This is a genomic window from Brachyspira pulli (assembly GCF_036997785.1).
Taxonomy (GTDB): Bacteria; Spirochaetota; Brachyspiria; order Brachyspirales; family Brachyspiraceae; genus Brachyspira; species Brachyspira pulli.
The window spans coordinates 39966-66909 of record NZ_JAWLQI010000002.1; the positions used below are offsets into that span (position 1 = coordinate 39966).

General features: G+C 25.7%; 21 protein-coding genes and 1 pseudogene. 12 read left to right on the top strand and 10 right to left on the bottom strand.

What is annotated here, in order from left to right; genetic code table 11:
- Window positions 1–24: 24 nt before the first annotated feature.
- The 3 genes from R4K56_RS00780 (at window position 25) to R4K56_RS00790 (ending at window position 3742) form a co-directional block, all read left to right on the top strand.
- Entirely contained in the window at window positions 25–1410 is a 1386-nt protein-coding gene (locus R4K56_RS00780) for a uracil-xanthine permease family protein (RefSeq protein ID WP_335770201.1), read from the top strand.
- 230 nt (window positions 1411–1640) lie between these two features.
- Entirely contained in the window at window positions 1641–2480 is an 840-nt protein-coding gene (locus R4K56_RS00785; protein ID WP_335771576.1) for a glycosyltransferase family 2 protein, read from the top strand.
- Entirely contained in the window at window positions 2474–3742 is a 1269-nt protein-coding gene (locus R4K56_RS00790) for a hypothetical protein (RefSeq protein ID WP_335771575.1), read from the top strand. The genes R4K56_RS00785 and R4K56_RS00790 overlap by 7 nt, the downstream gene beginning before the upstream one ends.
- On the opposite strand, the gene R4K56_RS00795 is transcribed toward R4K56_RS00790, so the two are convergent.
- Both R4K56_RS00795 and R4K56_RS00800 read right to left on the bottom strand, forming a co-directional pair.
- Window positions 3743–4318: a phosphoglycerate mutase family protein gene (locus R4K56_RS00795; RefSeq protein ID WP_335771574.1), complete on the bottom strand. Its 576-nt coding sequence runs from the start codon at window positions 4316–4318 to the stop codon at window positions 3743–3745.
- A gap of 104 nt (window positions 4319–4422) precedes the next feature.
- Window positions 4423–5178, bottom strand: a complete 756-nt coding sequence (locus tag R4K56_RS00800; RefSeq protein ID WP_335771573.1) for a hypothetical protein — start codon at window positions 5176–5178, stop codon at window positions 4423–4425.
- A gap of 411 nt (window positions 5179–5589) precedes the next feature.
- Here R4K56_RS00800 and R4K56_RS00805 point away from each other — a divergent pair, with 411 nt between their 5' ends.
- From R4K56_RS00805 to R4K56_RS00820, 4 genes and pseudogenes are all read left to right on the top strand, one after another.
- On the top strand, window positions 5590–6423 hold the full coding sequence (locus R4K56_RS00805) for a class I SAM-dependent methyltransferase (protein ID WP_335771572.1): 834 nt from the start codon (window positions 5590–5592) through the stop codon (window positions 6421–6423).
- Window positions 6424–6975: 552 nt separating this feature from the next.
- Window positions 6976–8318, top strand: a pseudogene (locus tag R4K56_RS00810) (MATE family efflux transporter).
- A 169-nt stretch (window positions 8319–8487) separates the two neighbouring features.
- Window positions 8488–8835, top strand: a complete 348-nt coding sequence (locus R4K56_RS00815; RefSeq protein WP_335770431.1) for a type II toxin-antitoxin system RelE/ParE family toxin — start codon at window positions 8488–8490, stop codon at window positions 8833–8835.
- Entirely contained in the window at window positions 8819–9133 is a 315-nt protein-coding gene (locus R4K56_RS00820; RefSeq protein ID WP_300742667.1) for a helix-turn-helix domain-containing protein, read from the top strand. Before R4K56_RS00815 ends, R4K56_RS00820 begins: the two co-directional genes overlap by 17 nt.
- A 489-nt stretch (window positions 9134–9622) precedes the next feature.
- On the opposite strand, the gene R4K56_RS00825 is transcribed toward R4K56_RS00820, so the two are convergent.
- The 5 genes from R4K56_RS00825 to R4K56_RS00845 all read right to left on the bottom strand — a co-directional run bounded on the left by R4K56_RS00825 (window position 9623) and on the right by R4K56_RS00845 (window position 16821).
- Entirely contained in the window at window positions 9623–12277 is a 2655-nt protein-coding gene (locus R4K56_RS00825; RefSeq protein WP_335771571.1) for a valine--tRNA ligase, read from the bottom strand.
- A gap of 27 nt (window positions 12278–12304) precedes the next feature.
- Window positions 12305–13177 (bottom strand): CfrBI family restriction endonuclease, encoded by an 873-nt coding sequence (locus R4K56_RS00830; protein WP_297277736.1) that lies wholly within the window; start codon window positions 13175–13177, stop codon window positions 12305–12307.
- On the bottom strand, window positions 13164–14336 hold the full coding sequence (locus R4K56_RS00835; RefSeq protein WP_297277735.1) for a DNA-methyltransferase: 1173 nt from the start codon (window positions 14334–14336) through the stop codon (window positions 13164–13166). Before R4K56_RS00835 ends, R4K56_RS00830 begins: the two co-directional genes overlap by 14 nt.
- 150 nt (window positions 14337–14486) lie before the next feature.
- Entirely contained in the window at window positions 14487–16433 is a 1947-nt protein-coding gene (locus R4K56_RS00840) for a heavy metal translocating P-type ATPase (RefSeq protein WP_335771570.1), read from the bottom strand.
- The gene (locus R4K56_RS00845) at window positions 16420–16821 is read right to left on the bottom strand and encodes an ArsR/SmtB family transcription factor (protein WP_335757821.1); all 402 of its coding nucleotides are present in this window, start codon (window positions 16819–16821) and stop codon (window positions 16420–16422) included. The genes R4K56_RS00840 and R4K56_RS00845 overlap by 14 nt, the downstream gene beginning before the upstream one ends.
- A gap of 605 nt (window positions 16822–17426) precedes the next feature.
- On the opposite strand from R4K56_RS00845, the gene R4K56_RS00850 reads away from it, so the two are divergent.
- The 5 genes from R4K56_RS00850 (at window position 17427) to R4K56_RS00870 (ending at window position 23651) form a co-directional block, all read left to right on the top strand.
- Window positions 17427–17687: a hypothetical protein gene (locus tag R4K56_RS00850; protein ID WP_335757820.1), complete on the top strand. Its 261-nt coding sequence runs from the start codon at window positions 17427–17429 to the stop codon at window positions 17685–17687.
- A 727-nt stretch (window positions 17688–18414) separates the two neighbouring features.
- Complete coding sequence (locus R4K56_RS00855) at window positions 18415–20397, top strand: DUF4954 family protein (protein ID WP_335771569.1); 1983 nt, start codon at window positions 18415–18417, stop codon at window positions 20395–20397.
- 28 nt (window positions 20398–20425) lie between these two features.
- Window positions 20426–21298: a 50S ribosomal protein L11 methyltransferase gene (locus R4K56_RS00860; RefSeq protein WP_335771568.1), complete on the top strand. Its 873-nt coding sequence runs from the start codon at window positions 20426–20428 to the stop codon at window positions 21296–21298.
- A gap of 20 nt (window positions 21299–21318) precedes the next feature.
- A complete protein-coding gene (locus R4K56_RS00865) occupies window positions 21319–22617 on the top strand; it encodes a glutamate-5-semialdehyde dehydrogenase (protein ID WP_335757817.1) in 1299 nt (432 codons plus the stop codon).
- A gap of 125 nt (window positions 22618–22742) precedes the next feature.
- Window positions 22743–23651, top strand: a complete 909-nt coding sequence (locus R4K56_RS00870; protein ID WP_335771567.1) for an Rpn family recombination-promoting nuclease/putative transposase — start codon at window positions 22743–22745, stop codon at window positions 23649–23651.
- Window positions 23652–23719: 68 nt separating this feature from the next.
- On the opposite strand, the gene R4K56_RS00875 is transcribed toward R4K56_RS00870, so the two are convergent.
- The 3 genes from R4K56_RS00875 to R4K56_RS00885 all read right to left on the bottom strand — a co-directional run bounded on the left by R4K56_RS00875 (window position 23720) and on the right by R4K56_RS00885 (window position 26731).
- Window positions 23720–25360: a tetratricopeptide repeat protein gene (locus tag R4K56_RS00875; RefSeq protein WP_335771566.1), complete on the bottom strand. Its 1641-nt coding sequence runs from the start codon at window positions 25358–25360 to the stop codon at window positions 23720–23722.
- Window positions 25361–25726: 366 nt separating this feature from the next.
- Window positions 25727–26065: a YkvA family protein gene (locus tag R4K56_RS00880; RefSeq protein ID WP_335758210.1), complete on the bottom strand. Its 339-nt coding sequence runs from the start codon at window positions 26063–26065 to the stop codon at window positions 25727–25729.
- Window positions 26066–26329: 264 nt separating this feature from the next.
- Window positions 26330–26731, bottom strand: coding sequence for a hypothetical protein (locus R4K56_RS00885; protein WP_335758209.1), 402 nt, complete (start codon window positions 26729–26731; stop codon window positions 26330–26332).
- Between the last annotated feature and the right edge of the window lie 213 nt (window positions 26732–26944).

Here is a 26944-nt window from a genome sequence, read left to right on the forward strand (position 1 = left end):
CATTTTAATTTAATGGGGAAGTATATGAGTACAAATGAAAAAAAATCAGATGATTTACTGTTTAGCTATGAAGGCGTGCCTAAAATGTCTCAGGCATTCCCTCTAGCTATTCAGCACGTAGTAGCTATGATTGTTGGTTGTGTAACTCCTGCCCTTATAGTATCATCTGCAGCAGGTTTAAAGAGCGGTAGTCCTGAACAAATATTGTTAGTTCAATCATCTTTAGTATTTTCTGCTATATCTACAATTATAATGATTTTTCCAATACCTATTACTAAAGGATATCATATAGGTGCAAGACTTCCTATGATTATTGGTGTTAGTTTTGCTTATGTATCTACTATGCAGTCTATAGCTAGAGGTCCTGAAGGTGCTGGTCTTGGAACTCAAGGTATTGCTATTATTTTGGGTGCTCAAGTAATAGGCGGTATAGTTGCTTTTATATTTGGTTTGGCTGTAGAAAAAATCAGAAAATTATTTCCGCCTTTGATTGCTGGTACTGTAGTATTTACCGTAGGTCTTTCTTTATATCCAACTGCTGTTAGATATATGGCTGGCGGAAGCACTTTATACAAAATAAATGGTGAAGTTGTTCCTTTCGGTTCTTGGCAGTATTGGGCTGTTGCATTTATAACTCTTATTGCTGTTATAATATTCAATCAGTTCACTAAAGGTTTCTTAAAATTGGCTTCTATACTTATGGGATTAATAGTTGGTTATATAGCAGCATTTTTCTTCGGTATGATTAATTTTACAAGTGTTGCTAATGCTGGTATTTTCCAAGCTCCTAAATTATTACCTTTCGGTATAATATTTGATCCTTCTGCTTGTATAGCTATTGCTCTTTTATTTGCTGTTAACTCTGTTCAAGCTATAGGAGACTTTTCTGCTACTACTTCAGGCGGTATGGGAAGAATGCCTAGCGATAAAGAATTAAAATGCGGTATTACTGCTTATGGTATAACTAATATATTAGCATCTGTATTTGGTTGTTTGCCTACTGCTACTTACAGTCAGAACGTTGGTATAGTTGCTACTACTAAAGTTATAAACAGAATAGTATTCTTAATTGCTGCTATTATAATATTAATAGCTGGTTTATTCCCTAAATTCTCTGCTTTACTTACTACTATACCTTCTTGTGTATTAGGCGGTGCTACTATAATGGTATTCGCATCTATAGCTATGACTGGTATTAAATTAGTATTCACTGAAAATATGGGCCCTAGAAATACTTTAATAGTTGGTCTTGCTGTTGCTTTAGGTATGGGTACTGTTCAAGTTGCTGGTGCTTTAGATACTTTTCCTACTTGGGTTAAAACAGTATTTGGAAGTAGCCCTGTTGTTATAGCTACTTGTACTGCTATTATATTGAATGTTATTCTTCCTAAAGAAGAACCTAAAAAATAAATAATAATTAAATAAAAACAATAGAAGCATAAGTTATATTAATTTATAGCTTATGCTTTTTATTTATTATAAATGTTATTTTTTTATATAATGAATCTACCCTATTTTAAATTATATTACTTAGATTAAAACAATCAATATATAAGTATTTAAGTTTTTTTATATCATTCTATTGTTATTTTTTTTATTATAAGTTAGTATTTAAAAATCATATAAAAAATGGTAAATAAATGGTAAGTATAATAATCACAACTAAAAACTCAGAGAATTTTATTGCTGATTGTATAAATGCAGTAAAAAACTCAAATTATAAATATACAGAAATAATATTGGTAGATAATAATTCAACTGACAAAACAGTAGAAATAGCAAAAGAATTAGGGGCTAAAACTTTTATAAAAGGTCCTGAACGTTCTGCTCAAAGAAATTATGGTGCTGAAATGTCAAGCGGAGAAATAATAGGATTCTTAGATGTTGATATGACTTTATCAGAAAATGTTATTACAGAATGTTTAGAAATTTTTGAAAACAATAAAGATGTACAAGCTATATATATACCAGAAAAAATTTACGGAAATAGTTTTTTTAATAAGGTAAGAAGTTTTGAACGTTCTTTTTATGATGCAACTGTAATAGATGCGGTACGTTTTTTTAGAAGAGAAGCATTCATAAAAATAGGCTGTTTTGACTTAAATTTAAATGGTACAGAAGATTGGGACATAGACAGACGTATTAAAGAAATAGGAAAAGTTGACATAATAAAATCTCCTCTATATCATCATGAAAATCACACATTAAAACAATATATAATAAAGAAAAGTTATTATGCCTCAAACTTTGATAACTACTTCAAAAAATGGGGATATGATGAGACCACAAAAAAGCAATTTGGAATGTTTTATCGATACATTGGTGTATATATAGAAAAAGGAAAATGGAAAAAACTATTATTACACCCTATTTATTCTTTATCAATGTATTTCTTACGATTTTTAATAGGTATTGTTTATATACTTTCAAAATTTAATATTTCAAAAAAGGAAAATGTTTACAAGGATAAAAAATGTTAAATATAAATAATAAAAAGTTATTAATAATATTTTCAATAGCTGCTATTATCATTGCAATATTTTTAAGGTTTCATATATATAATAAAACAATTATTGGCGAGCCTCCAAGATTAGATGAACAATATCAATTTTATCAAACAGAAAAACATATAAAAGAAAAAAGATTTCCTATTGAAGGTGCATTTTTAAATACTCCTGAAACTTATGATAGTGAAGAAGATTCAAGGGTACCAGGAGGATATTTTTATTTAACATATATGATTAAATATTTAATTGGAGGACAAACTTATGAAGGAGCAAGACTTGTTAATTTAATAACTTCTATATTAATAAGTATTATATTTTTTATTTGGCTTTATAAAAGATTTTCTCTTACAACATTTAGTATCATGTTAATGCTTATGTCAGTTAATGTATATTTTCTAAAAGCTGGAAATAATATATATAATCCTCATAATCCTTTTATATTATCATTTATATTTCTGCCTATACTTTATGAATATTTGTATAATGAAAAAAAATTTATATATGCTGTTTTGTTATTTCCTATATTAGCATTATCAGCACAATGTCATTTTTCTAATTTCTTTTCTATAATACCTTCTTTAATAGTTTTCTTAATAATAAGATGGAAAAAAGACACTAAAAAAAATATAATACCATTATCTATTGGTGTATTTATATCATTTCTTACATATTTACCTTATTTAATATATCAATTCCAAAATAATTTTGAAAGCTTATCAAAAATATTGGGAAGAAAATCAGAATTAGGAAGCCATTATGTAATACAGCCCCCTCAAATTTATTCTATACTTCTATTTACCACTAATGAAGCTGGAAATAAATACGCAAATGGAATAAAAGATATAATAAATGCATACTTTGGAAATAATCCTTTATATATTTTTACTTTTATATTCTATATATTATCATTTGTATTTGCATTGACTGCATTAATTTATACTTATAAACATTTCTTTACAAAAAAAATGATAACAGATGATGATAAAAAAACAAATGCATTAAAAGATTTATTATTTTTCTATATGGTATATATAGTCTCTACTATAGTGTTTTATATGATAGGCGGTATTGCAGGCGGAGGAAGACCTCATTATTTTTATTCTTCATTTACTTTAGGATTTGTACCTATAATATACTTTATAGAAAATATAAAATATATAAAATCAAAGTATATTGACTATGTTTTCTTATATGCTTTTTTAAATATGATTACAGCCTTTATTTTTAGAATATAATTAAAATTCTATTATGCCATTAAATATTTGTTTATCTCTCCATTTGATAAACTCATCGAATGTTTGAATATTATCTTTTAGAACTGCTTTATAATACTCTATTCCCATTATTTTCATGTCATCAGGAGTTTCATATTTAAGTTTTAATATTATATTACGTCTTTCCTCTGTTAGAGAGTTCATTATATTATCAGCTACTTTTTCAAAATACCCATCATAATATGAATCTTCTAATATATGTATAATATCTATTTGCCAAGTATCAGTATCTTTATAGTATAAATGCCATTCTATACAATGCTCATCTGTTTCTATTAAATTAGTATAAGTTACATTATTTATTTTTTTATTAGATGATATTTTTGATATTGCATAAAAACTTTTTTCTATATCAAGTTCAGAAGTATATACATGAAAATCTATATCTTTATTTTTCATTAAAAGTCCCATTTTTAATGAACCTACTAAATTAACTCTTGCATTAATAGACTTAAAAGCATTTTCAATATCAAGTTCTTTTATAATATCAAATGCTTTTTTCTGATTATCATTAGAAAGTTTTATAATATTATCCATAAATACCTCATTAATTAATAAAATTATTTTTTATAAAAAACAAAAAAGAAATGACCCAAAATTAAATGAGACATTTCTTTATTATTTAATTAAATTATAATATATTATTTTGTACTAGGTCCGAATTTAAATCCTAATTGTAAACCAACATCAAAACTAGAATATGCAATTTCATCAATAACTAATCTATTACCATCTACAGCACCATTAAAACCATACAAATTAGGTTCTAATCCGAAATCATAACCTAAATATAAACCTATATTAAATGCTGTTTTTTCTGTAAAGAATATAGAATAATCAAATGTAAATTTTAAATATGGTATAACAGCTTTTTCAAAAGTTCTTTTCATATAATCAGAATCAATCTTTGTATCAACACTGCCTAAACTTGTTTTGTAACGGTAATTACCAGCTAAAGGAATTTTGATACCTCCACCTATACCAATAGCAAAGTTTTTAATATTAAATTTAGGAAGAAGACCCAATTGTATACTTTCAAAAGAATAAATTTCAGAAATATTTTTATCAAGTTTACTTATATAAGAATAAGTATCATGACTATAACCTACTTCACCAAGTATACTTAAACCCATACTATCAGTAAATTTAATCATATAACCAAGCTGAGCTGTAACTCCTATATCAAAACCGATTCCGCTATTTCTTCCAAATTTATTACGTAATGCTCCTCCTTGTATTATATCTTGATTTTCAGCCCAATCTGTTAAATCATAATCATAAATACCAACACTCATTCCAACAGGAACATTCAATATAAACTCAAAACCGCCTCCGATTGCAAATGATGTTGAAGCAATAGATACTAACATCAAAATAGAAAGTATTATCTTTTTCATAAGTCATTAACTCCAATAAAATAGTATTTTAATATAATATAAAAACTTTAACATGTAAAAAATAATTTACAATATCAAAACATAATAATTCATAATATTTTTAGCTAAAATCATAAAAATTTATAAAAAAATAGCACTTTAACTGAACATTGTTCATTTTATACAAAATTTTTTAATTTTTTTAATTCAAAATTTAAGCAATTATTTAATACAATCTTTGAAAAATATACAGATAAACAACTATATTTAGTAATCAAAAAAATTATATCTACGCACAAACAAATAATAAATATAAAAATATTTTCAATATACTAAAATTTTAAATACATACAATAAAATATAATCCTTGACAATTTGCTATTTTGTTGTATAAACTTATCTTGCTTTATAAAAAATAATCAAGGAATAGAAATGAAAAAAGGTAAAAAATCTGAAATAAAAAAATTAAGAGTAAAAACACATAAAAACCTATTATTAGTAAAAAGCGACAGTCAAGAAGATCAAAAAAAATTAGAAATAATAAGAGATATACTTATAAACTCTGATAATAAAGATAAAGCAGATTTGCATAACTATTTTTTAAATAATAAAGGAGAAGCAATTTTCAAACATTTACCTTTTTTTGATATATATGAAAGACATTTCTCAAAATACAGAGGAAAAGATATTAATATGATGGAAATAGGAGTTGGAAGCGGCGGAGCTGTAAAGATGTGGAGAGAATATTTCAGAAATAATAATCCAGAAGCTAATGTTAATATATACGCTATAGATAAAAATCCTAAATGTAAGCAATTTGAACAGGAAAATATAAAAATATTTATAGGTTCTCAAGATGACAGAGAATTCTTAAAAGAAGTAAAAAGCCAAATTCCTAAATTAGATATTTTAATAGATGACGGCGGACATAGAATGAATCAGCAAATTACAACATTTGAAGAAATGTATGAACATGTAACAGAAGATGGTATTTATTTATGCGAAGATGTTTATACTTCATATTGGCCTAACTTTGGAGGCGGATATAAAAATCCTAATTCGTTTATAGAATATACAAAAAATTTAATAGATTCACTTAATGCATATTGGGCTACAGAAGAAGATGATTTATATCCAAATAATTTTACTGACTCAGCCTACTCTATTCATTACTATGACGGAATCGTTGTTATAGAAAAAAGAAAAAGAGATACAAGATACAATGATATATGTCAGCAGGCTATCATAGGAAAAACAAAAGAATAAAAAAGAGGCTTGACATAATAAAAAAATAGCCTATACTAAATAGTACAAAATCGGACTATAATTTATTAATGGGGTTAAATAAATGTTAGGCTATTTAAAAATATTCACAGTTTTAAAACTTAATATATTATTCTTTATATATAAATCACTTACAAAAGTGTTCTAATTATTTTTTAATAAATTCTATCAATTAAATCTATAAAAAACATTTTAAAAAATATATATACTGAAACGATTTCATTTTGATGACTACTGCACATTATGTAATATTATCAACTTTTTTGTCACACAAAAAAATTGCAAAAAACGCAATTGCTAAAACTTTATATTAAAAAATGCCTATTAAATATAGGACATATACTATAAAAATGCAGTTGTTCGCGAAGCGTATCCGAGCCTGTCGAGGATATAAGTTCTTTTATACCAATACCGAAAGGCCATTCCTACGGTACGCAGAGCGGTGGGCAAAGTCACAGATATAAAAAAGAAAATATAAATTTATTTTTGACAAAATATAGTTGTTTAGGTATATACCAATCTATGAGGTGTATTATGCAGCTTAATAATAAAGTTTTAAAAGAAAACTCTAGTAAAAAATATTTATAAATTATACAGTTCCAAGTATGCTTGGAATGCTTACAGAAAGTTCAGCAGTATTTATAGACGGTTTATTCGTAGCCAATTTTATATCATCAGAAGCATTTTCTGCAATAGGTATTGTTTGGCCAATAACAGCTTTATCATTTGCCTTATATGTTATGCTCACATTAGGTTCCATTGCTATAGCAGGAAAATGTATAGGTGAAAATAATATGAGGCGTGCTAGTTTAATATTTACTCAAACTTTAATAACTGTTTTAACTTTAACTACTCCAGTACTTATATTAATTTATATATTTAGAGAAACATTGCTTCCATTATTCGGAGCACATGGAAATATATATAATTTCTCATTAGAATATATTAATGGTGTTATTATAGCAGTATTCTTCTGGGGAATGGCTTATGTATTCAGTCAATTTATAAGGCTAAATGGTTCTCCAAAGTTTGCATCATTAATGTTTATAACTTCATCTTTATTTAATATAATATTAGATGCTATATTCATAGTAGTATTAAAATTAGGTATTTCAGGTGCTGCTTGGGCTACAGCCTTTTCATATATTATTTCATTTATTATAGGGGTATCATATTTTTTAAATCCTAAATGCAAAATAAAAATCATAAAAGTATATGGAGGCTGGAATTATATATTCAAAGCTATATTAAATGGTTTTTCAGAGTTTTTAAGTAATATTTCTTCTGGTATAATACCTTGGCTATTTAATATAACAGCATACAAAATATTAGGAAACAATGGAATACTTATTTATTCTGCCGCAAATTATATAATTACATTTTTCATAATGATTGCAAGCGATATAGGAGAAATTTTATCATCTTTAATCAGTGTTTCTTACGGGGCTAAAAATAAAAACAAGATGAAAGATTTTCTAAAAATGGGAATGATATTTGTTTCATCATTATCAATATCAGCTTCTATAATATTACTTATCAATCCAAGTATATTAGTTAATGCTTTATTAAAAAATATTGATTCAAAAACTGCTGAAGATGCTATGTTTTTTGTAAGGGCATCTATACCAATATTTATATGCGTTGGTATAAATATAATAATGAGTGCCTATTATACTTCTATTCAAAAGGCTGGAGCATCTGCTTTGATTGCCGCTTTAAGAACATTAATTTTACCTATTTTATTAGTATTAACATTACCAAATATATTCGGATTTTTAGGTCTTGTTTTGGTTCTTCCTATAAGCGAGATTATAACATTGATTGTATCAGTAGCTTTATACAAAAACAGAAGCATTGATGTTTTAATTAGAAATTAATTATTTTTTGAGTATGATAGTGTAATATAAAAATTTAATATTAATTTTTATATTACACTTGTAATTTGTATCAAAAATGATACAATACATACTATAATCATTAAGGAGATTTCTATGGGTATAATAAAAATTTTTAAGATAGGTATTTTATACCTAAAGGATTTTAATAATGACAGTTATATTTTACAAAAACTCCAAAAAGAAAGAACCTGTCAAGGAGTTTCTTAATAGTTTAGAAAACGATAGCAAAAAGAAAGTAGGTACTAAAATAATAGTAGTATCTGAAATGTTGAAAAATCATCAGAAAATATCTAAAGAGTTATTTAAAAAGATTGATGATGATATATGGGAAATAAGAGTTAATAATATTAGAATATTTGTTCTTTTATATGATAGTAATATGTATCTATTACATGCTATTATAAAAAAGAGAAACGATATACCAAAAAAGGATTTATCTTTGGCAAATGAAAGAGCTAAAGAAATAAAGAGTTACATAGATGAAAACAAAAAATAATAATAAAGATACCAAAGAAATAAATAATCCTATAGGAGGAGATTTCTTTGATTATCTTCAAGAAGAAAATATTTTAGATGAATGTTTATCCTTATCATCTAAAGAATTAATAGTGTATCAATTAAAAGCTATAATGGAAGAAGAACATATTTCAAAGTCTGATTTAGCAACTAAAATGAATACAAGCAGAGCAGCAGTATACAGACTTTTAGATGAAAACAACAACTCTGTAACATTAGACACTTTAGAAAAAGCTGCGAAATTTCTTAATAAAAAACTCATTATAAAATTTGTATAATTATTATTTGACTTTTTTGTCAATAGTAAATTACTTAAAATAAAAAACTTTACTTGCATTAACTTTATATTTAAATAATTATATTAGTAATATTTTTTATTGTTCTTTTTCACGCCGCATACGCTCTGCGGACTTCGTCAAAGAACCTATATCCTCGATAAACTCGAATACGTTTCGCAAAAGTGCAAGTATAAAATTAGTGCTAAATCATACTAAAATCGTCTTACATATATATAATTTATTAAATTTAATATAAAATATAGCCTTTTTGCTTCTCGCCGTAGGCGGACTTCGCCTGTGACAATACTTACAGTACTTCCTTCGGTCGCAAAAGAAGTGGGGGCTAGTGCAAAGCCCCAGATATCAAAACAAAAATATAAATTTATTTTGACAAAATATAGTTGTTTAGATTTATTTTAGTTAAAATAAAAAACTTGACTTATATCAATAAATTAAGCCAAGTTTTTAATTATTAAATATTATTAAAAATTATAGAGATGATAAAACTTCCTCTATACCTTTTAATTTATCTTCAAACTCTTTTTTCTTTCTGTTTTCTGTGTCAATAGCTTCCTGTTTAGCTTTCTTCATGAAGTTTTCATTAGAAAGTTTTTTGTTTACAGCTTCTAAATCTTTTTTGTATCCTGCTGCTTCTTTTTCTAATCTTTTCTTCTCTGCTTCTAAATCTATTATGCCGACAAGATTAACATTTATCTCACCGCCTTCAAATACTTTAACGAATGAACCTTTGTTTCTTTCACTATCTGATGAAGAAACTATATTCAATGATTCTGTAAGTGAAAGTGCTGATATAATATCCTTATAGCTCTCTACAGTATTTTTGAAATAATCTGAAGTATAGCGAATTATTACATCAAGTTTTTTGTTTGGTGGCAAATTAAATGATGAACGTGAGTTTCTTATTCCTGATACTATATCCTGAATCAAGTTGAAATCTTTTTCTATATCTTCAAATATATATTTAGTATTAGCTTTTGGATATTCTCTGATAATCAATGCTTTTGAATCAATATTATGTTTTGGTAAATTAGAATAAATTTCTTCTGTTATGAATGGCATAAATGGGTGAATCATAGCCATTGATTCTTCAAGTACATATAAAAGAACAGCAATAGTTTTTTCTTTTTTATTTTCATCTTTCAAATCGAATTTACTTATTTCTATATACCAATCACAGAATTCATTCCAATAGAATTTATAAATTGTTTGAGAAGCCTCATCGAATCTATACTCTTTTAATTTCTGAGTAGTTGATTCAATAGCTTTCTGAAGTCTTGATAATATCCATTTATCTTTATTTTCAAGAGTATAGCTGTCTAAATCTTTTATATTTAAATTATCATCAATGTTTCCAAAAATATATTTAGCACTGTTGTATATTTTATTAGCAAACTTTCCGCCCATTTTGAAAAGTTCTCTGTCAAGCCAAATATCCTGACCGCCTAATGAAGTTATGAATGATAAAGTAAATCTGAATGCATCAGCACCATGTTCATCAATTATTTCTATAGGGTCAATACCATTTCCTAAACTCTTAGACATTTTTCTTCCGATTTTATCTCTTATAAGTCCGTTAAGATAAACATCTTTGAAAGGCACATCATTCATAAAATGAGTTCCTGCCATAATCATTCTAGCAACCCAGAAGAATAATATATCATAACCTGTAACAAGTGCTGTAGTAGGATAGAAATATTCTAATTCTTCATTTTTTTCTGGCCAGCCGAAAGTAGAGAAAGGCCATAACCAAGAAGAAAACCAAGTATCAAGTACATCTTCATCTTGATGAATATTTTTAGATTTACATTTACTACACTCTGTAACATCAGTTTTTGATACCATCATCTCACCGCAGTCATCACAGTACCAAACGGGAATTCTATGTCCCCACCATAATTGTCTGCTTATACACCAATCTCTAATATCAGTCATCCAGTGATTATAAGTATTAATCCATCTTTCTGGATAAATTTTTGTATTGCCGTCATTAACTGCTTTGTATGCTTTTTCTGCTAAAGGCTTCATTTTTACAAACCATTGATCGCTGTAATATGGCTCTACAACATTATGACATCTGTAACAGTGTCCTACTTGGTGTTTAATATTATCCTTTCCAACGAATGCACCAATCTCCTCAAGTTCTTTTAAAATTAAAGCCCTAGCCTCTTTAACTGTTTTACCTTGATAATTAGCAGGTGTATTTTCATTGAAAGTACCGTCTGCATTAAGTATATTTATTATTTCTAAATTATGTCTTTGAGCTATAGCAAAGTCATTAGGGTCATGTGCAGGAGTGATTTTTAAAGCTCCTGTACCAAACTCTTTATCAACATAAGTATCTTTTACTAATCTTAATTTTCTGCCTACTATAGGAAGTATTAAAACATCTTGTTCTGTAAGATGAGCATATCTTTCATCTTCTGGGTGAACAGCTATAGCAACGTCAGCTAAAATAGTTTCAGGTCTTGTAGTAGCTATTTCAATATATTCATCTTTTCCTTCTATTTGGTATTTAACATGATATAAAGCACCTGCTACTTCTTCGTGTTCTACTTCATCATTGGCTAAAGCAGTTCCGCAGCTAGGACAATAGTTAATAAGATATTTTCCTCTATATATTAAACCTTGATTGTAAAGTTCAACAAATACTTCTCTTACAGCATTGCTTAAACCTTCATCAAGTGTAAATCTTTCTCTATCCCAATCGCATGAACAGCCTATTTTCTCTAATTGTTTTATTATAGTAGAATGGTGATCATTAGCTACTTCCCAAGTTTTTTTAACAAATTCTTCTCTTCCTAAATCGTATTTATTTTTGCCTTCTGCTTTTAATCTTCTTTCAACAACGTTTTGAGTAGCAATACCAGCATGGTCAGTACCAGGCATCCATAAAGTACATTTTCCAAGCATTCTATGGAATCTTATTAATATATCCTGAAGTGTATTATTAAGACCATGTCCCATATGAAGAACGCCTGTAACATTTGGAGGAGGTATGACTATAGAATATGGTTCTTTATTTTTATCCATAACAGCATGGAAAAAACCGCTTTCCTTCCAGAATTTATATAATTTGTCTTCAATATTTTTAGGGGTATATGACCCTTCTAAAGTATGTTTCATACTCTTTTTCCTCCAATATTTTATATATTATTTTTTTACATCTAATTTTTTTAATATTTCATTAAATTTATTTATTATATCATTTTTAGAATGATTTTTTAATTCCAAATATTCTATATCTAATTTTGATAATTGCTTTTTATTTTGCTCACTTAAAGTATCGGCAACAAAAATATCAGAGTTACGAGCTATAACTGCATCAGCTGATTCTGGATTTCCTTTACCCATCAATTTTACTTCACATCTTAACCATTTATTATCTTTTGCCAAGATTTTAAAATCAACTTCTCTATCAAAATCCAAATTACCATCTTTTTTAAAAACTTCAGAATTAATACTACTCTTTTTTACATCGCATAATTCACATAATTTTAACATCAATGGTTTTTCTACTTTTTTACCAATTGAAGACCAAGCACCACCGCGTATAGCAATTTTTTTTGTAGCCAAAGCATTTATTACTAATAAACTTTCAGTTAATGATAATTCTACGGATACATTATTATATGTGATTTTTATCTGTACATATAATTTATCGTTATTATCTATACTTAATTCATCTATTAAAGATGTAAGATAATCAAAATTTGATTTTGATACATCTAACACAATTTCTTTTGTTGCACTTCCATGTATATTATTTATAGTTTTTTTATTCATACCAGCGTAAATAGCTATATCTTCAGTTTTCAAATCATCTCTAACTATAAAATATTTTTTATACCATTCTAAATCAATTGAATTACTATTCAATTTTGCTTCAACTATATCTTTAAAGAACTTTACAGAAAAATCAAAAAATTGAGCATTTATAGCATTTATTATTTCACTACGATAATCATCTCCATTAATAAGTTTTTCTACAGTATCATTTATTATCTTATCTTCAAATTTCATCATAAAAACCTCCATCTAATATGATATCATAATATTTTTTATTTATTTCACATAGTATTGGTAATCTTTCCATTTCTAAAGCAACTTTACCAAAGGTACCTATACCAGCAAATGGATCTAATACTGTATCATATTTAAAAGAATAATATGTTAAAATTTTTCTGCATAATTCTTCTGGAAAAACTGCAGGATGTGCTCTACTTGATTTTGGAGATATATACCAACAATTTGATGTATCAATAGGAATATTTTTATCATTTGCTAATGATTTACTATATTTTTTTATATTTTTATCTAATAAAAAATTAGAATTTTTGCGATATACCATAATGCTTTCATTTATACAATTGGGCTTATAAGATAAAGGCATTCTAGTTTGTTGATATCCTCCATTTCTATTCTTTACTGTAACTTCTGGTTTTATCCATTGTATTTCATCAACAAAATAAAAATTTGATTTTAATAATAAATTATGAAAATCAAAATGTATAGGATATCTAATACTTTCAAATTCTCTACCAACCCTTTTTGTTATAACAGGAGAAATATTAATTATTATGAATCTTCCGTCTTCTAAAACTCTATTACACTCATTTAATGTTAAAAACATTTTATTTAAATATTCTTTATATGATTTATAATTTGAATATTCTCTAGCATTATAATATGGTGGAGATGTAAATATAAGCTGTACTTCAGCATCTGGAATTTTTTTTATAGTATTTATATTATCTCCACATAACAAAGTAGGCTTGGTTATTTTTTTAATTCTATTTGTATTAGATGATAAAGATTTACTTTTATATTCATAATATTCTTTCATTTTTATTAAAACTTCATTATCAAAATAATTATAAATATCATCTCCTAATTTATAGAAGTCATAATTATTTTTTTGTTTATATAAACAAGTACGATACATCTGATATACCAATTCCATAATATTACAGGAATATACATTATTTTTTATAAAATTTAAAATTTTTTCATCGTTTTTCTGTCTACCTATAGAAGATACTATTTCTCTTTTTAATTCTATATTAAAATTATTAGAATTAAACATTGATATTAATAGATCTAAATTTTCATCTGATTTTTTTAAACCTAATTCTTTAATATCTGACAGTGTATATTTATTTTTTACTATAATACTATTAACCATAATTACCTTTAATTTTTTTATGGTAGTATTTTATACTATATAGAATATTTTTCAATTATTAATTTTTATATATTTAAATTATAAAATATAAAAAAGAGATGTGTATAATTCAAATTATACACATCTCTTAAATTAATTTACAAAAATTATTTAGTGATCACATCCGCAATTACAGCTTCCTACTTTTATATCGCAATTTTTTGTATCTATATTATTAACCGCTTCTTCTTTTTCGCCTAAAGGATATAGAAGTCTTAAAGCATTCAATACCACTATCATAGTAACACCAGTATCAGCAAAAATAGCTAACCACATAGAAGCAAGTCCTAAAGCTCCTAAAATAATAGCTGCAAATTTTATTAATAATGCTAAAAGTATATTCTGTAATACTACAGTATGATTCTTTTTAGCTAGTTTTATGGCAGTAGCAACTTTTGAAGGTTTATCGTCCATAATAACAACATCAGCATTTTCTATAGCAGCATCAGAACCAAGTCCGCCCATAGCTATACCTACATCAGCACGTGCCAAAGAAGGAGCATCATTTATACCATCGCCTACAAATATTGAAGCCTTAGAATCCTTCATCATTTCTTCTAATACATTTACTTTATCCTCAGGCAAACATCCTCCTTTGAATGATTGTATACCCATTTCTTTTGCAAATGCTTCTACTCTACCAACATTATCACCGCTAATCAATGCAGTTTTTATATTCATTGAATTCAATAAATCAATAGCTTCTTTTGTATCATCTTTCACACTGTCATCAATGAAAAATCCTCCAACATATTTTGAATCTATAGCAATATGAACATTTATATTTTCTTTGATTTCTGATATTTCAATATTATTTTGTTTTAATAAATCAATTCCGCCTATCAATATATTTTTACTTTCAACTATTGATGAAGCACCTTTTCCGCTTATATCTTTATGGTTTGAAATTAAACTATCATTTATAATGCCTTTATGATGATTTTTATAATGCTCAACTATTGATACTGCAATTGGGTGAGAAGAACCAGTTTCAGCATAAGCAGCATATTTTAATAAACTTTCATCATCGTATACACCTGTATTGTATATATCTCTTATAGAAAATTCTCCTTTTGTAAGAGTACCTGTTTTATCAAAAATAACTTTATCAACTTTAGCAAGCAAATCTAAAAATACTCCGCCTTTAACCATTATTCCAAATTTAGAAGCCCTTCCTATAGAAGCAAAATATGTTAAAGGAATACCAACCATAAAGGCACAAGGACAAGATACAACTAATAGAGTCAAAGAACGCTGAAACCAGTTACCAAACACTTCTTTTCCATATATTAATGTAGGTATTACAGTAAGAAAAATTGCCCCAAATACCACTATAGGGGTATATACACCTGCAAATTTACTTATAAATTGCTCAATATTAGCTTTTCTATTTTGTGAATCCTGAACTAATTTCAATATTTTAGCTATAGATGATTCTCCATAAGCTCTTATAACTTTAGCTTTTATAGTATTATCTCCATTTATAGTACCTGCTAAAATTTCATCATTAACTTTAACACTTCTAGGCATACTTTCACCAGTTAAAGCTTTAGTATCAATCCAGCTTTCACCTTCATATATAACAGAATCAAGAGGTACTTTTTCAAATGGATTTATTATTATACTATCATTAATATGTACTTCAGATATATCAACTTTTTCAACATTTCCATTCTCTCTTATAATATTTGCTGAATCAGGTCTTATTGCCATTAGTGCAGCTATTGTGCGTTTTGATTTATCAACTGCCATATCTTCAAAGTACTCGCCTACCCTATAAAACATAAGTACTGCTAATGCCTCAGGAAGTTCATGAAGTATAATAGCTCCGACTGTGGCAATACTCATAAGAAAACTTTCACGCATGAACTTTCCTTTAATAAAGTCCATAGCAGCATTTTTAAATACATCTCTTCCTAAAATTAAATATGGTATAAAGAAAATAATATATTCTACAACACCATGTATATTATTATGTAAACTATATAGTAATACTAATACTATAAGTCCTAAAAAAATTTCTGATAAAAATAAAAGTCTTTCTTTATTCTTTAACATGTTCATACCCCCAAGTATAAATTTTTTCTATATGCTCATCATCTAATCTATAGAAAACATGAAGCCCGACTTTTCTTTTCTTTACCACCCTAGCCTGCCACAGCATCTTCAAATGCTGAGATACAGATGGCTGCTTCATATCAAGCAATGATGATAATTCATGCACACATAATTCTTTTTCACTTAATGCTGATATTATTTTTAATCTTGTTGGATCAGAAAATACAGAGAAAAAATCAGCTAAAAGTGAAAATTCCTCATCATTTGGAAGTTTTGGAATAAGTGATGATATATTTGCATCTGTAACATTAACTTCGCAATCATCATAATTGTTGGATTTATCAATTATATCTTCTTCAGAAATATTGATTTTATTATTTTTATTCATTTTAGCCGCCTTATATAAGTATATTAGAATATTATAATATACTTATATAAGAATTAAGTCAATGATAAAATATAATTTTTTTTAATTTTAGAAAAATTTTTAAAAATACTATGTAAAGTAAAAAGTAAACATTATTTAACAATAGATAATATTTTGTATTCTTTTACAAATAAATATTACATATAATAATTTTTTTAATATTTGAATTTTACAAATTAAAAATACTAATTTTTTAATTTGTTCTTCAAAAAAGATATAAAAAATTATTTACTTTTTCTTGTAACAAAAAGAAATCATTCATTTTGATAAAAAAAATAATAAAAACAAATAAAAAATAATATTTTTATACAAAAAATATTTTCCAAGTATTGACATAAAATTTAAAGACCTCTAGCATTTAAGTATAACAAAGTTAGAAACATTGATAAAAAATAAAGACAATACAGTTGTAAAGTTAGATTACATAAACTAAAAATCAATCTTTACAAAAAATCAAATAATTCTTAATGAATATCATATCAAAAAAATCAATGTTTCTAAAATAATTTTTCAAATAAGCATTAGAAATAATGTTTATTATAAATTTCAATAAAGGAGTTCGTTATATGAACAAAAAAATTTTTACACTATTTTTAGTAGCTGCACTTTCAGCTGTATTAGCAGTAAGCTGTAACAACAAAACAACAAGTCCTGTTAAAGAACCAACTACAGAAGGAACAACAGAAACTACTCCAACTAAACCTTCTAATCCATCAAGCGGCGGTACTGAAGAAGTACAAAAAACAAAAGTAGAATTATCAAAACTAGAAGAATCTATAAAAGCTCTTGCTACTGTAACTTCTGCAACTAAAGAAGATACTATATAATTCAAAGATGCCACAATTGCAGGAGGAAAAATTGCTTTAACAGCTAAAGATAAAACTTCTGGCGGTGATAATAAAGTAACATTTGCTAACTTAAAAACTGCTCTAAATGAAAAATTAACTTCTTTAAAATTAGACGGAGTAACTATTTCAAACAATTTAGATAGTCAATCAAAACCTAGTGCAAAAACTGCATTAAAAATTACTTTAACAGTAAAACCTGCAGATGCTAAACATGAATTAGATAAAACTACTTTTGAAAAAGCAGGTTTAACTATAAAAGGAGATGGTTCTTCTGATATATCTTTAGAAATAACTCCAAATCAAGACTGGGAATAATTAAAAAGTATTTCTGTTATTTTAACGGTTAATGCTTGTCATACAAAAAATTGAATTAAAAAAGGTGCAGTTATATAATTTATATATCTGCACCTAATATATAAATTATAGAAATAAAGATATTATAAAAAATATATTTATAAAAAAAGGCAGAGACAAAATATCCCTGCCATACAAAAAATTGAATTGAACATATAATACAAATCATATTAAAAAAAGTCAATATATAAAACTCATTTTTATTCAACAAACAATAGAAAATTATTCATTTTTAATATATAATCTGTAATATTTTTCATTTTTTAACGAATTTGTAAATTTTACAAAAAAATTAAATATTTTTAAAAGTTAACATAATGATTAATAAATAATAATTGAAGGATTCTTAGTTATGTATATTTTTAAAAAACAGGATAAAGATTTCAGAAATCTCACTAATGAAGAAATAAATTTTTTAAAATCTCAAGGCTGTTCTTCTCAATCTTGGGAAAAAATACTTATTAAAAATGTAGACTTAAGCAGAATAAAAGATGTTCAGTTCCATGGAAAAATAAAAATAAATGCACTTAATGGTATGGTAAGATATCATAATAAAGTTAAATTATTAGCTTCTATAAATAGAGCAACTTTAATAGATGTATATATTAATGGAAATGTTTATATCAATAATGTTGGAAGATTTATAGCCAATTATAAAATAGAAAGAGGAGTTATCATAGAAAATGCTGGTTCTATATATATGGAAGGAAAAAGCAGTTTTGGAAATGGAGTTGAAACTTCCCCTATTATGGAAGGTAATGGCAGAAGCGTAAAAATATTTAATAGACTTAATTCTCATATAGCTTATTTAGTTGCAATATACAGACATGAAAAATTAATGCGTGAAAAAATTAATTCTATGATAGATGAATACACAAAACAGAAAACTAGAAAATTTGGAAAAATAAAAGAATATGCAAAAATAATAAATGCAAGACTAATAAAAAATTCTCTAATAGACCCTTATGCTACAATAGAAAATACTGATGAAATAAATAATACAACTGTAATAAGTACAAAAGAATGTCCTTCATATATAGGAACTTCTGTTATATTAACGGATTCTATAGTACTTAAAGGAGCACATATTGTTGATGGAACAGTTATTAAAAAAGCTTTTATAGGTGAAGGTGTTAAACTTGGAAGACAATTCTCATGTGAAGATTCGCTTCTTTTTGCAAACTGTGAAGGAGAACATGGAGAAATGTTTTCTATATTTGCAGGTCCTTATACAGTTACGCATCATAAAGCTACATTATTAATAGCAAGTCATTTTTCTTTCTTCAATGCTGGAAGCGGAACAAATCAAAGCAATCACATGTATAAATTAGGGCCATACCATCATGGTTTTATGGAAAGAGGATGTAAAACTGGAAGTAATTCTTATATATTATGGCCTTCTCATATAGGGGCTTTTTCTACTGTTATAGGTGCTCATTATGATAATGTTGATACTTCTGATTTTCCTTTCTCATATATTACAGAGCATGGATACCATCAAACAAGACTTATACCTGCTTTAAATTTATTCGGTGTAGGACTTTCAAGAGATGAAAACAAATGGAAAGATAGAGACAGAAGAAAGGGAGATAAAAAAGATTTAATTATATTTGATGTATTCAGTCCATATACTGTTTCAAAAATGCTAAAATCAGAAAGTATATTAAAAGAAATAAAAAAAGAAAATAATGATAACAATGAAAAATTTTTAACATATAAAAATATGATTATAAAAAAATCTTCATTAGATAAATATTCTAAAAGATATTCCATAGCAATAGATTTATATTTACACAATAAAATACTTTCATATATTAGCAACTCCAATAACATAGAAGAAATAATATCAAATCTACAATATGAAGAAAATAATATATTTGAAAATTGGGTTGATATTGGAGGTCTTATATGTGCCAAACAAAGAATAGATAATATTATTAAAGATTTAGAAAATAATAAAATAAATGATATTAAAACATTAACAGCAGAATTTGAAAAATTATATAATTTATATACAGAAGATGAAAAATCTTGGGTTCTTAATATGGCAAAATCAAGATACAATATAAAATCAATTGATAAAAATACTATAAGCAATTTATTAGAAAAACATAAATCATTATTAGATGAAGCATATAATATATTTTATAAAGATGTTCAGAAAGAATATGATATATCAAAAATGGTTAGTTCTGGAATAGATGATAAAACTATTATGGAAAAAGATTTTGAGGCTGTAAGAGGAACTGTTAATGATAATGCTTTCGTTATAAAATATAAAAAAGATATGGAAAACAAAATAAATGATATTAATAAAATCATTTCTATATTATAATACTTAAATAATAAATTTTGGAGTTGTTATGTTAATATATTCATTATCAATAAAATTAGAAAAAGGATTTGAAGATATAATAGAAGCTGTTATAGAAAACGGTACATTAAATATATTAGGGTTTAATATAGAATTTCCTATAAATGAACCTGAATATACTATAGTTAATATATATAATGAAAATGAAAATATATTAAAAGATAATTTAAATATAATAGAAGAAAGCATAAAAAATATAGTACATTATAGTTATACTACAAAACAATTAAGATCTGAAGAATATTTAACTTCCTACATAGAATTTTTAAAACCATTCAATGTAGGAAATATAACTATTGTTCCAAACCTTAAAGACAATAATAATGATGAAAAAATAGAAAATCCTCTTTATATAGCAAAACAATATGCATTTGGTACAGGAACGCATGAAACTACATATCTAGCACTTGAAATGATTAATGAATATGCCAATAATAATGATATAGTTTCTAAAAATATAGTTGATATAGGATGCGGAAGCGGAATATTATCATTATTTGCACATAAACTTGGAGGAAAAAATATCACTTCTGTAGATATTGATAATGATGCTGTTAATTGTACTCTTGATAATGCTTCTTATAATGACATAAAATTGGATAATGTTATGCTTGGAAGTGCTAAAGATTTGATAAATATGAAATTAAAATTTGATTTAGTTATTGCCAATATAGAAACTGATATTTTAATAGAAATACTTCCGGATTTAAAAGCACTTTTAAAACCTGATTCTACATTAATATTATCTGGTATTTTATTAGAAAAAGAATCATTCATGAAAAATGCTATAAGAGAAAATAATCTTAATATAGTTTTAAGAAAATCAAAAAATGATTGGGTATCTTTGATGCTTAATGATTAATAATACAAAAGGAGATAATTATGCAGTTAATAGATTTAGTACAAAATGCCAAAGAAGCTACATACACATTACAATCACTTAGTACTGAAATAAAAAATAATGCTTTACTTGAAATAGCAAAAAAAATAGAAGAAAATAAAGATAAAATATTTGAAGCTAATAAAAAAGATTTAGAATATGCTCAAAAACTTCTTGATGAAAACAAAATTTCAAAATCTATGTTTAACAGATTAAAACTAGATGAAAATAAATTAATAGACGTTGTTTCTGGAATTAGAGATGTAGTAAAACTTGAAGACCCTATTAATAAAGTATTATTAGAAACAGAACTTGATGATAATTTAGTATTAAAAAAAATCTCCTGCCCTATTGGTTTGATTGCTGTAATATTTGAGGCGCGTCCTGATGTAATATCACAAATATCTTCTTTATGTATAAAATCATCTAATGCCGTTATACTTAAAGGCGGAAGCGAAGGAGAAAATACTAACAAAGCAATATTTAGTATAATAGAAGAAACACTAAACAATATAAAAGAATTTCCAAAGAATTCTGTTAATTTGGTATTCACTAGAGAGGATATAAAAGAATTATTATCAATGGATAAATATATTGATTTAATAATACCAAGGGGAGGAAACAGTTTAGTACAGTATATAAAATCAAATACTAATATACCAGTATTAGGACATGCTGACGGTATATGTCATTTATATATAGATGAATCTGCCGATCAGGAAAAAGCATTAAAAATATGTTTGGACTCAAAAGCTCAATATCCAAGTGCATGCAATGCTGTTGAAACTATACTCATAAACAAAAATATAGCTTCAGAATACTTGCCAAAACTTTATAACTTATTCAAAGAAAATGAAATAAAAATGAATGGTGACACTGAAGTAAAAAAAATATTAACTTCATCTGATATAGGAGAAGTGAAAGAATGGCATTTTGAATACGGCGACAAAGAAGTATCATTAAAAATAGTATCAGACACAGAAGAAGCATACAATCATATTAACAAATACGGATCTCATCATACAGATTCAATAATATCAGAAAATAAAGACAATATAGAAAAGTTTATGACATTCGTTGATTCTGCTAATGTATACTGTAATGCTTCAACAAGATTTTCAGACGGATTCAGATATGGTTTCGGTGCTGAGGTAGGAATTTCAACAAACAAAACTCATGCAAGAGGCCCTGTAGGTTTGGAAGGTTTAACAATATACAAGTACAAAATTTTTGGCAACTATCAAATAGTTAATGACTATGTTACTCATAAAGCAAGTTTTAAACATAAAAGAATAAAATAAAAAATAATATAAATAACAACAATAAAGCTGATAGCCGAAAATTCGGTTGTCAGCTTTTCTATTAATAACATATCCAATAATAATAAAAAACTTTACATTTATAATTAATTTAGTATAATAAAATTATGAGGAATATTAATGTTTTAAATGATTACTTTATGCGTTATATGTTTGCTAAAGAAGGACATGAGCATATTTTATTGAATTTAATTAATGCAGTAAGAACTGACTACAATCAAGAGCCTTTTGAAGAAGTGAAGGTACTTAATACTTTTAATCTAAAAGAAACAATTAATGATAAGCAGTCTATTGTTGATGTAAGAGCAGTTACAAAAAGCGGTGAAACTGTGTTAATAGAAATACAAAGAGTTGGAAATCAATCTTTTGTTTATAGAAGTTTATACTATTGGGCTAAAGGCTATATATCCAATTTAAGAAACAATGAAAAATATAATGATTTGAAACAGGTAATAGTCATTAATATATTAGACTTTAATTTGTTAAAAGATATAAACAAAGAGCATAGCTGTTATGTAATTAAAGAACTTGAAACAAATCACATACTAACTAATCATCTTGAAATGCATTTTCTAGAACTTCCTAAATATTTATCTTCAAGTTCTAGATTAACAGATGAATTATATGCTTGGTTTTATTTTTTAACAATTAAAGAAAAAATAGAAAAAATGGAGGAAATTATGGAAATGTTAGTTAAAAAAAATCCTATAATGAAAGAAGTTTATGATGAATATAATAAATTTGTAAATACAAAAGATTTATTTGAAAATTATGCGGAATATGAGAAGAATTATTTTGACATATTGGCATTAAATGAAGAAAGAATAAAAGGCAGAGAAGAAGGGCTTAAAGAAGGTCTTGAAAAAGGTATAGAACAAGGTATAGAGAAAGGCATAGAACAAGGCGAAAAAAATAAAGCAATATCTATGGCAAAAAACATGAAAAATAGAAATATGGATTTAAATCTTATCAGTGAATTAACAGGTTTGAGTATAAAAGAAATAGAAGATCTATAATAAAGTTATAAAAAAGGCAAGAGATTTTTATTAAAGCTCCTGCCTTTTAATTTTTTAACTATAAACAATTATTTAAAAAACTTACCTATACCCTTAACTATTCCTGAAACTATGTCAGAAGGAGAACTAATATTTCGCAATCGTTCTTTAACATAATCATTATCAGGCTCTATTTCTAAAGACTTGTTATAGGCATATTTAGCATCTTCAATTCTTCCTACATTTTCCAAAGCAATACCATAATTTTGCCATGCATAAGGATTACTATTATCTAAATCTAAAGTTTTTTCATAACTTTCTATAGCTTCCTGATAATTACCTAATTCCAAATATGAATAAGCTAAAGAAAACATTACATCATATAATGGAGCATCATCAAGATCATAATTTTCTATTAAATTTATAAACCCATCTATTGCTTTATAATAATTATCAATAAAATAATATGATTTAGAAGAAACATATAAATAAAAAATATCATTTATAAAATCAGAATAGCCTTTTATATCCAAAAGAGAAATATTTTTATTTATATAAATAATATCACTATATCTTTTCATATCATATAATTTTGAAACAAGTTTTTCAGATAAATTAAAAAAAGCCTCTGTATAGTTATAATCTTCATTCTGAAATAATTGTTTAATTTTATCAAGAGCTTCATTACATGCCAATTTTAACTCTTTACCCTCATCAGCATTTTCTAATTTTTCAATTAATTCAAAAATCTCATCATCATCATTTAACGACTCTAAAACTTTTTTAAGTTTTTCATTTTGTTCTATAGATTCTAATATTTCTTTCATTTTATCATCAGAAGGATAAAATTGTAAATATTTATTAATAGTCTCTTTTGCCTCTTTAAATTTTTCCCCACCTATATAAGCTAGAGATAATGCCTTATAAGCAGATGTATGCAATTCTGATGCCTTTAACGCATATTCTATAGCTTTATCATAATTTTTCATAAAACGGTAAACATTAGATATATTAACCAAAGGAGAATAATTTTGTTTATCCAACTGTATTGCCTTATTTAATGTTTCTAAAGCTTTTTCATATTCTTTTTTTTCTTGATATAGTAAACCTAATGAATTCCAATTATTTGACTTATTAGAATCAATTTCTATAGCTTTCAAGAATGCTTCTAAAGCTTCATCGTTATTTGAGTTTACAAGATATGCATTACCAAGCCAACGCCAAGCTTCATCATTATTAGGTTCTAATTCTACGGCTTTCTTAAAACATTTTATAGCCTCTTCATATTGTTTATCATCATAGTATGACATCCCTTGTCCAAATAAATCTTTAGCATTTTCTTTACTAGAACTATCTGAAACAGTGTCATTAATACCTTTTACACTTTTTATATAATCCTCAAATTCTCTTGCTCTTTCATCTGATATGCCGTATTTTACTTTTCTTTTATTCAATAAACTTCTTTCACTATCATCTATAATACCATCTTCAAGCATATCTTCTAAAAGCTCATAATATTCTTCTTCGCCTTCTGTGTTAAACTCAGGCTTATTTTTATTTTGTATTTCCTGCAATGCAAAATCTTCTATTTCTTTTGCTCTCTCATCTGATAAACCATATCTAGCTTTCTTATTATTTAATAAACTTCTTTCACTATCATCTATAATTCCATCATCTAACATGTCTAATATGAGTTCATAATAGTTTTGTTCCTGCTGTGTAAAATTCATGATTATACTCCTTTAATTATAATTGATTAAAAATACCAAAAGAAAGGCATTAATATATTTAAGTATTTTGAAATATTGAAACTTTAATTTTGAATTGAAATTATGATTAATGAAATTTATGAAAATTCTAATTTGATTTGATTTGATTTGATTTGATTTGATTTGATTTGATTTGATTTGATTTTTAGCATAATTAAACAAACCTTAAATTAATGTTTCATTAGATTAGTATATATTATAATAGTTGTTTGTCAATATTTTATGCTGATATTATATATATTTAATGTATATAAAATAAAAACAAGAGGTTTATTCCCCCTTGTTTTTGTTATAAAGCAAATAAAATATTTTAATAAAAAATAGTTTTTAATTTGCAGCAACCTTGAAAACTAAAATAGCCAAAAGAACTATTATTAAAATTCCTATACCGCCTAGTATAAAAAGTCCCCATTTAATATATTTTATTACTTTTCTCATAGAACCATTAGCTTCTACAACACCATTTTGTATACCATTAAGACCACCAACAACTAATAATAAAGCGTCCTCAAACCAACCAACAATAGGTAAAACATCAGGAACTAAATCTACTGGTGAAACAGTATAGACAATAGCTAATATTAAAGGTATCCATGGAAGTATTCCTGATTGTGCTGGTTTTGATGGCTGATTGGAATTATCATCGTAATTATTATATTCACTCATAAAAATCTCCTATTTTATTATGCATTAATATTATTATAAAAACTAAATCAATTGTTATAATGATTCAAAATATAATAAAACATAAAATTTTATATATTTTAAAACATAACTAAACAAAGCTAACAACATATTTTACAATAATAATATACAATATTATAATTATTTGTCAATATTAAAGCATACTATAAAGCAATAAAAAAAGTACATATTAAAACTTTATTAAAGCTAATAATATGTACTTAAATATATTTATTAAATTATTTATTAATTATATTTTTCGTAATAGTAAATTTTACTAGAATCAGCACCATAACTTATTTCACATTCTGTTTCACTTTTAAAATAAAATATTATGCTTCCTATCACTGGAAGATTAGGTATAACTAATTCATAATATCTTTTTTCATCATATTTATCATTCTCCCAATTCTGAATATAATGAGTGCTAGATGAACCATCTTTATTATAAAAAGTTAATATACCATCATAAGAAATAGTAAATTTTTCATTATAATTATCTATGTTTCTCCAAGAACCTCTTAAATTATAAGGTTTAAATTTTGATGCTGAATCAAACAAAGAAGAACAGCTCACAGAAAATAAAAATGTTAATGAAACTAATCCCATTAACAATACAATTTTGATAATCCTTTTTTTATTAATCATGTAAACCTCCTATATCATAATAATACGATATACCCCTATAATATATATTATAATTTTTTTGTCAATAGTGTAAAAAAAATATAGAATATAATCAAATTGTAATTTTAACATAAAATTAAACACATATAATGTAAATATTTTATACACAAAAACACCAAAAACTATATATAAAACTTGATAAAATGCCTAATTTTGATATAATCAATCTAATTT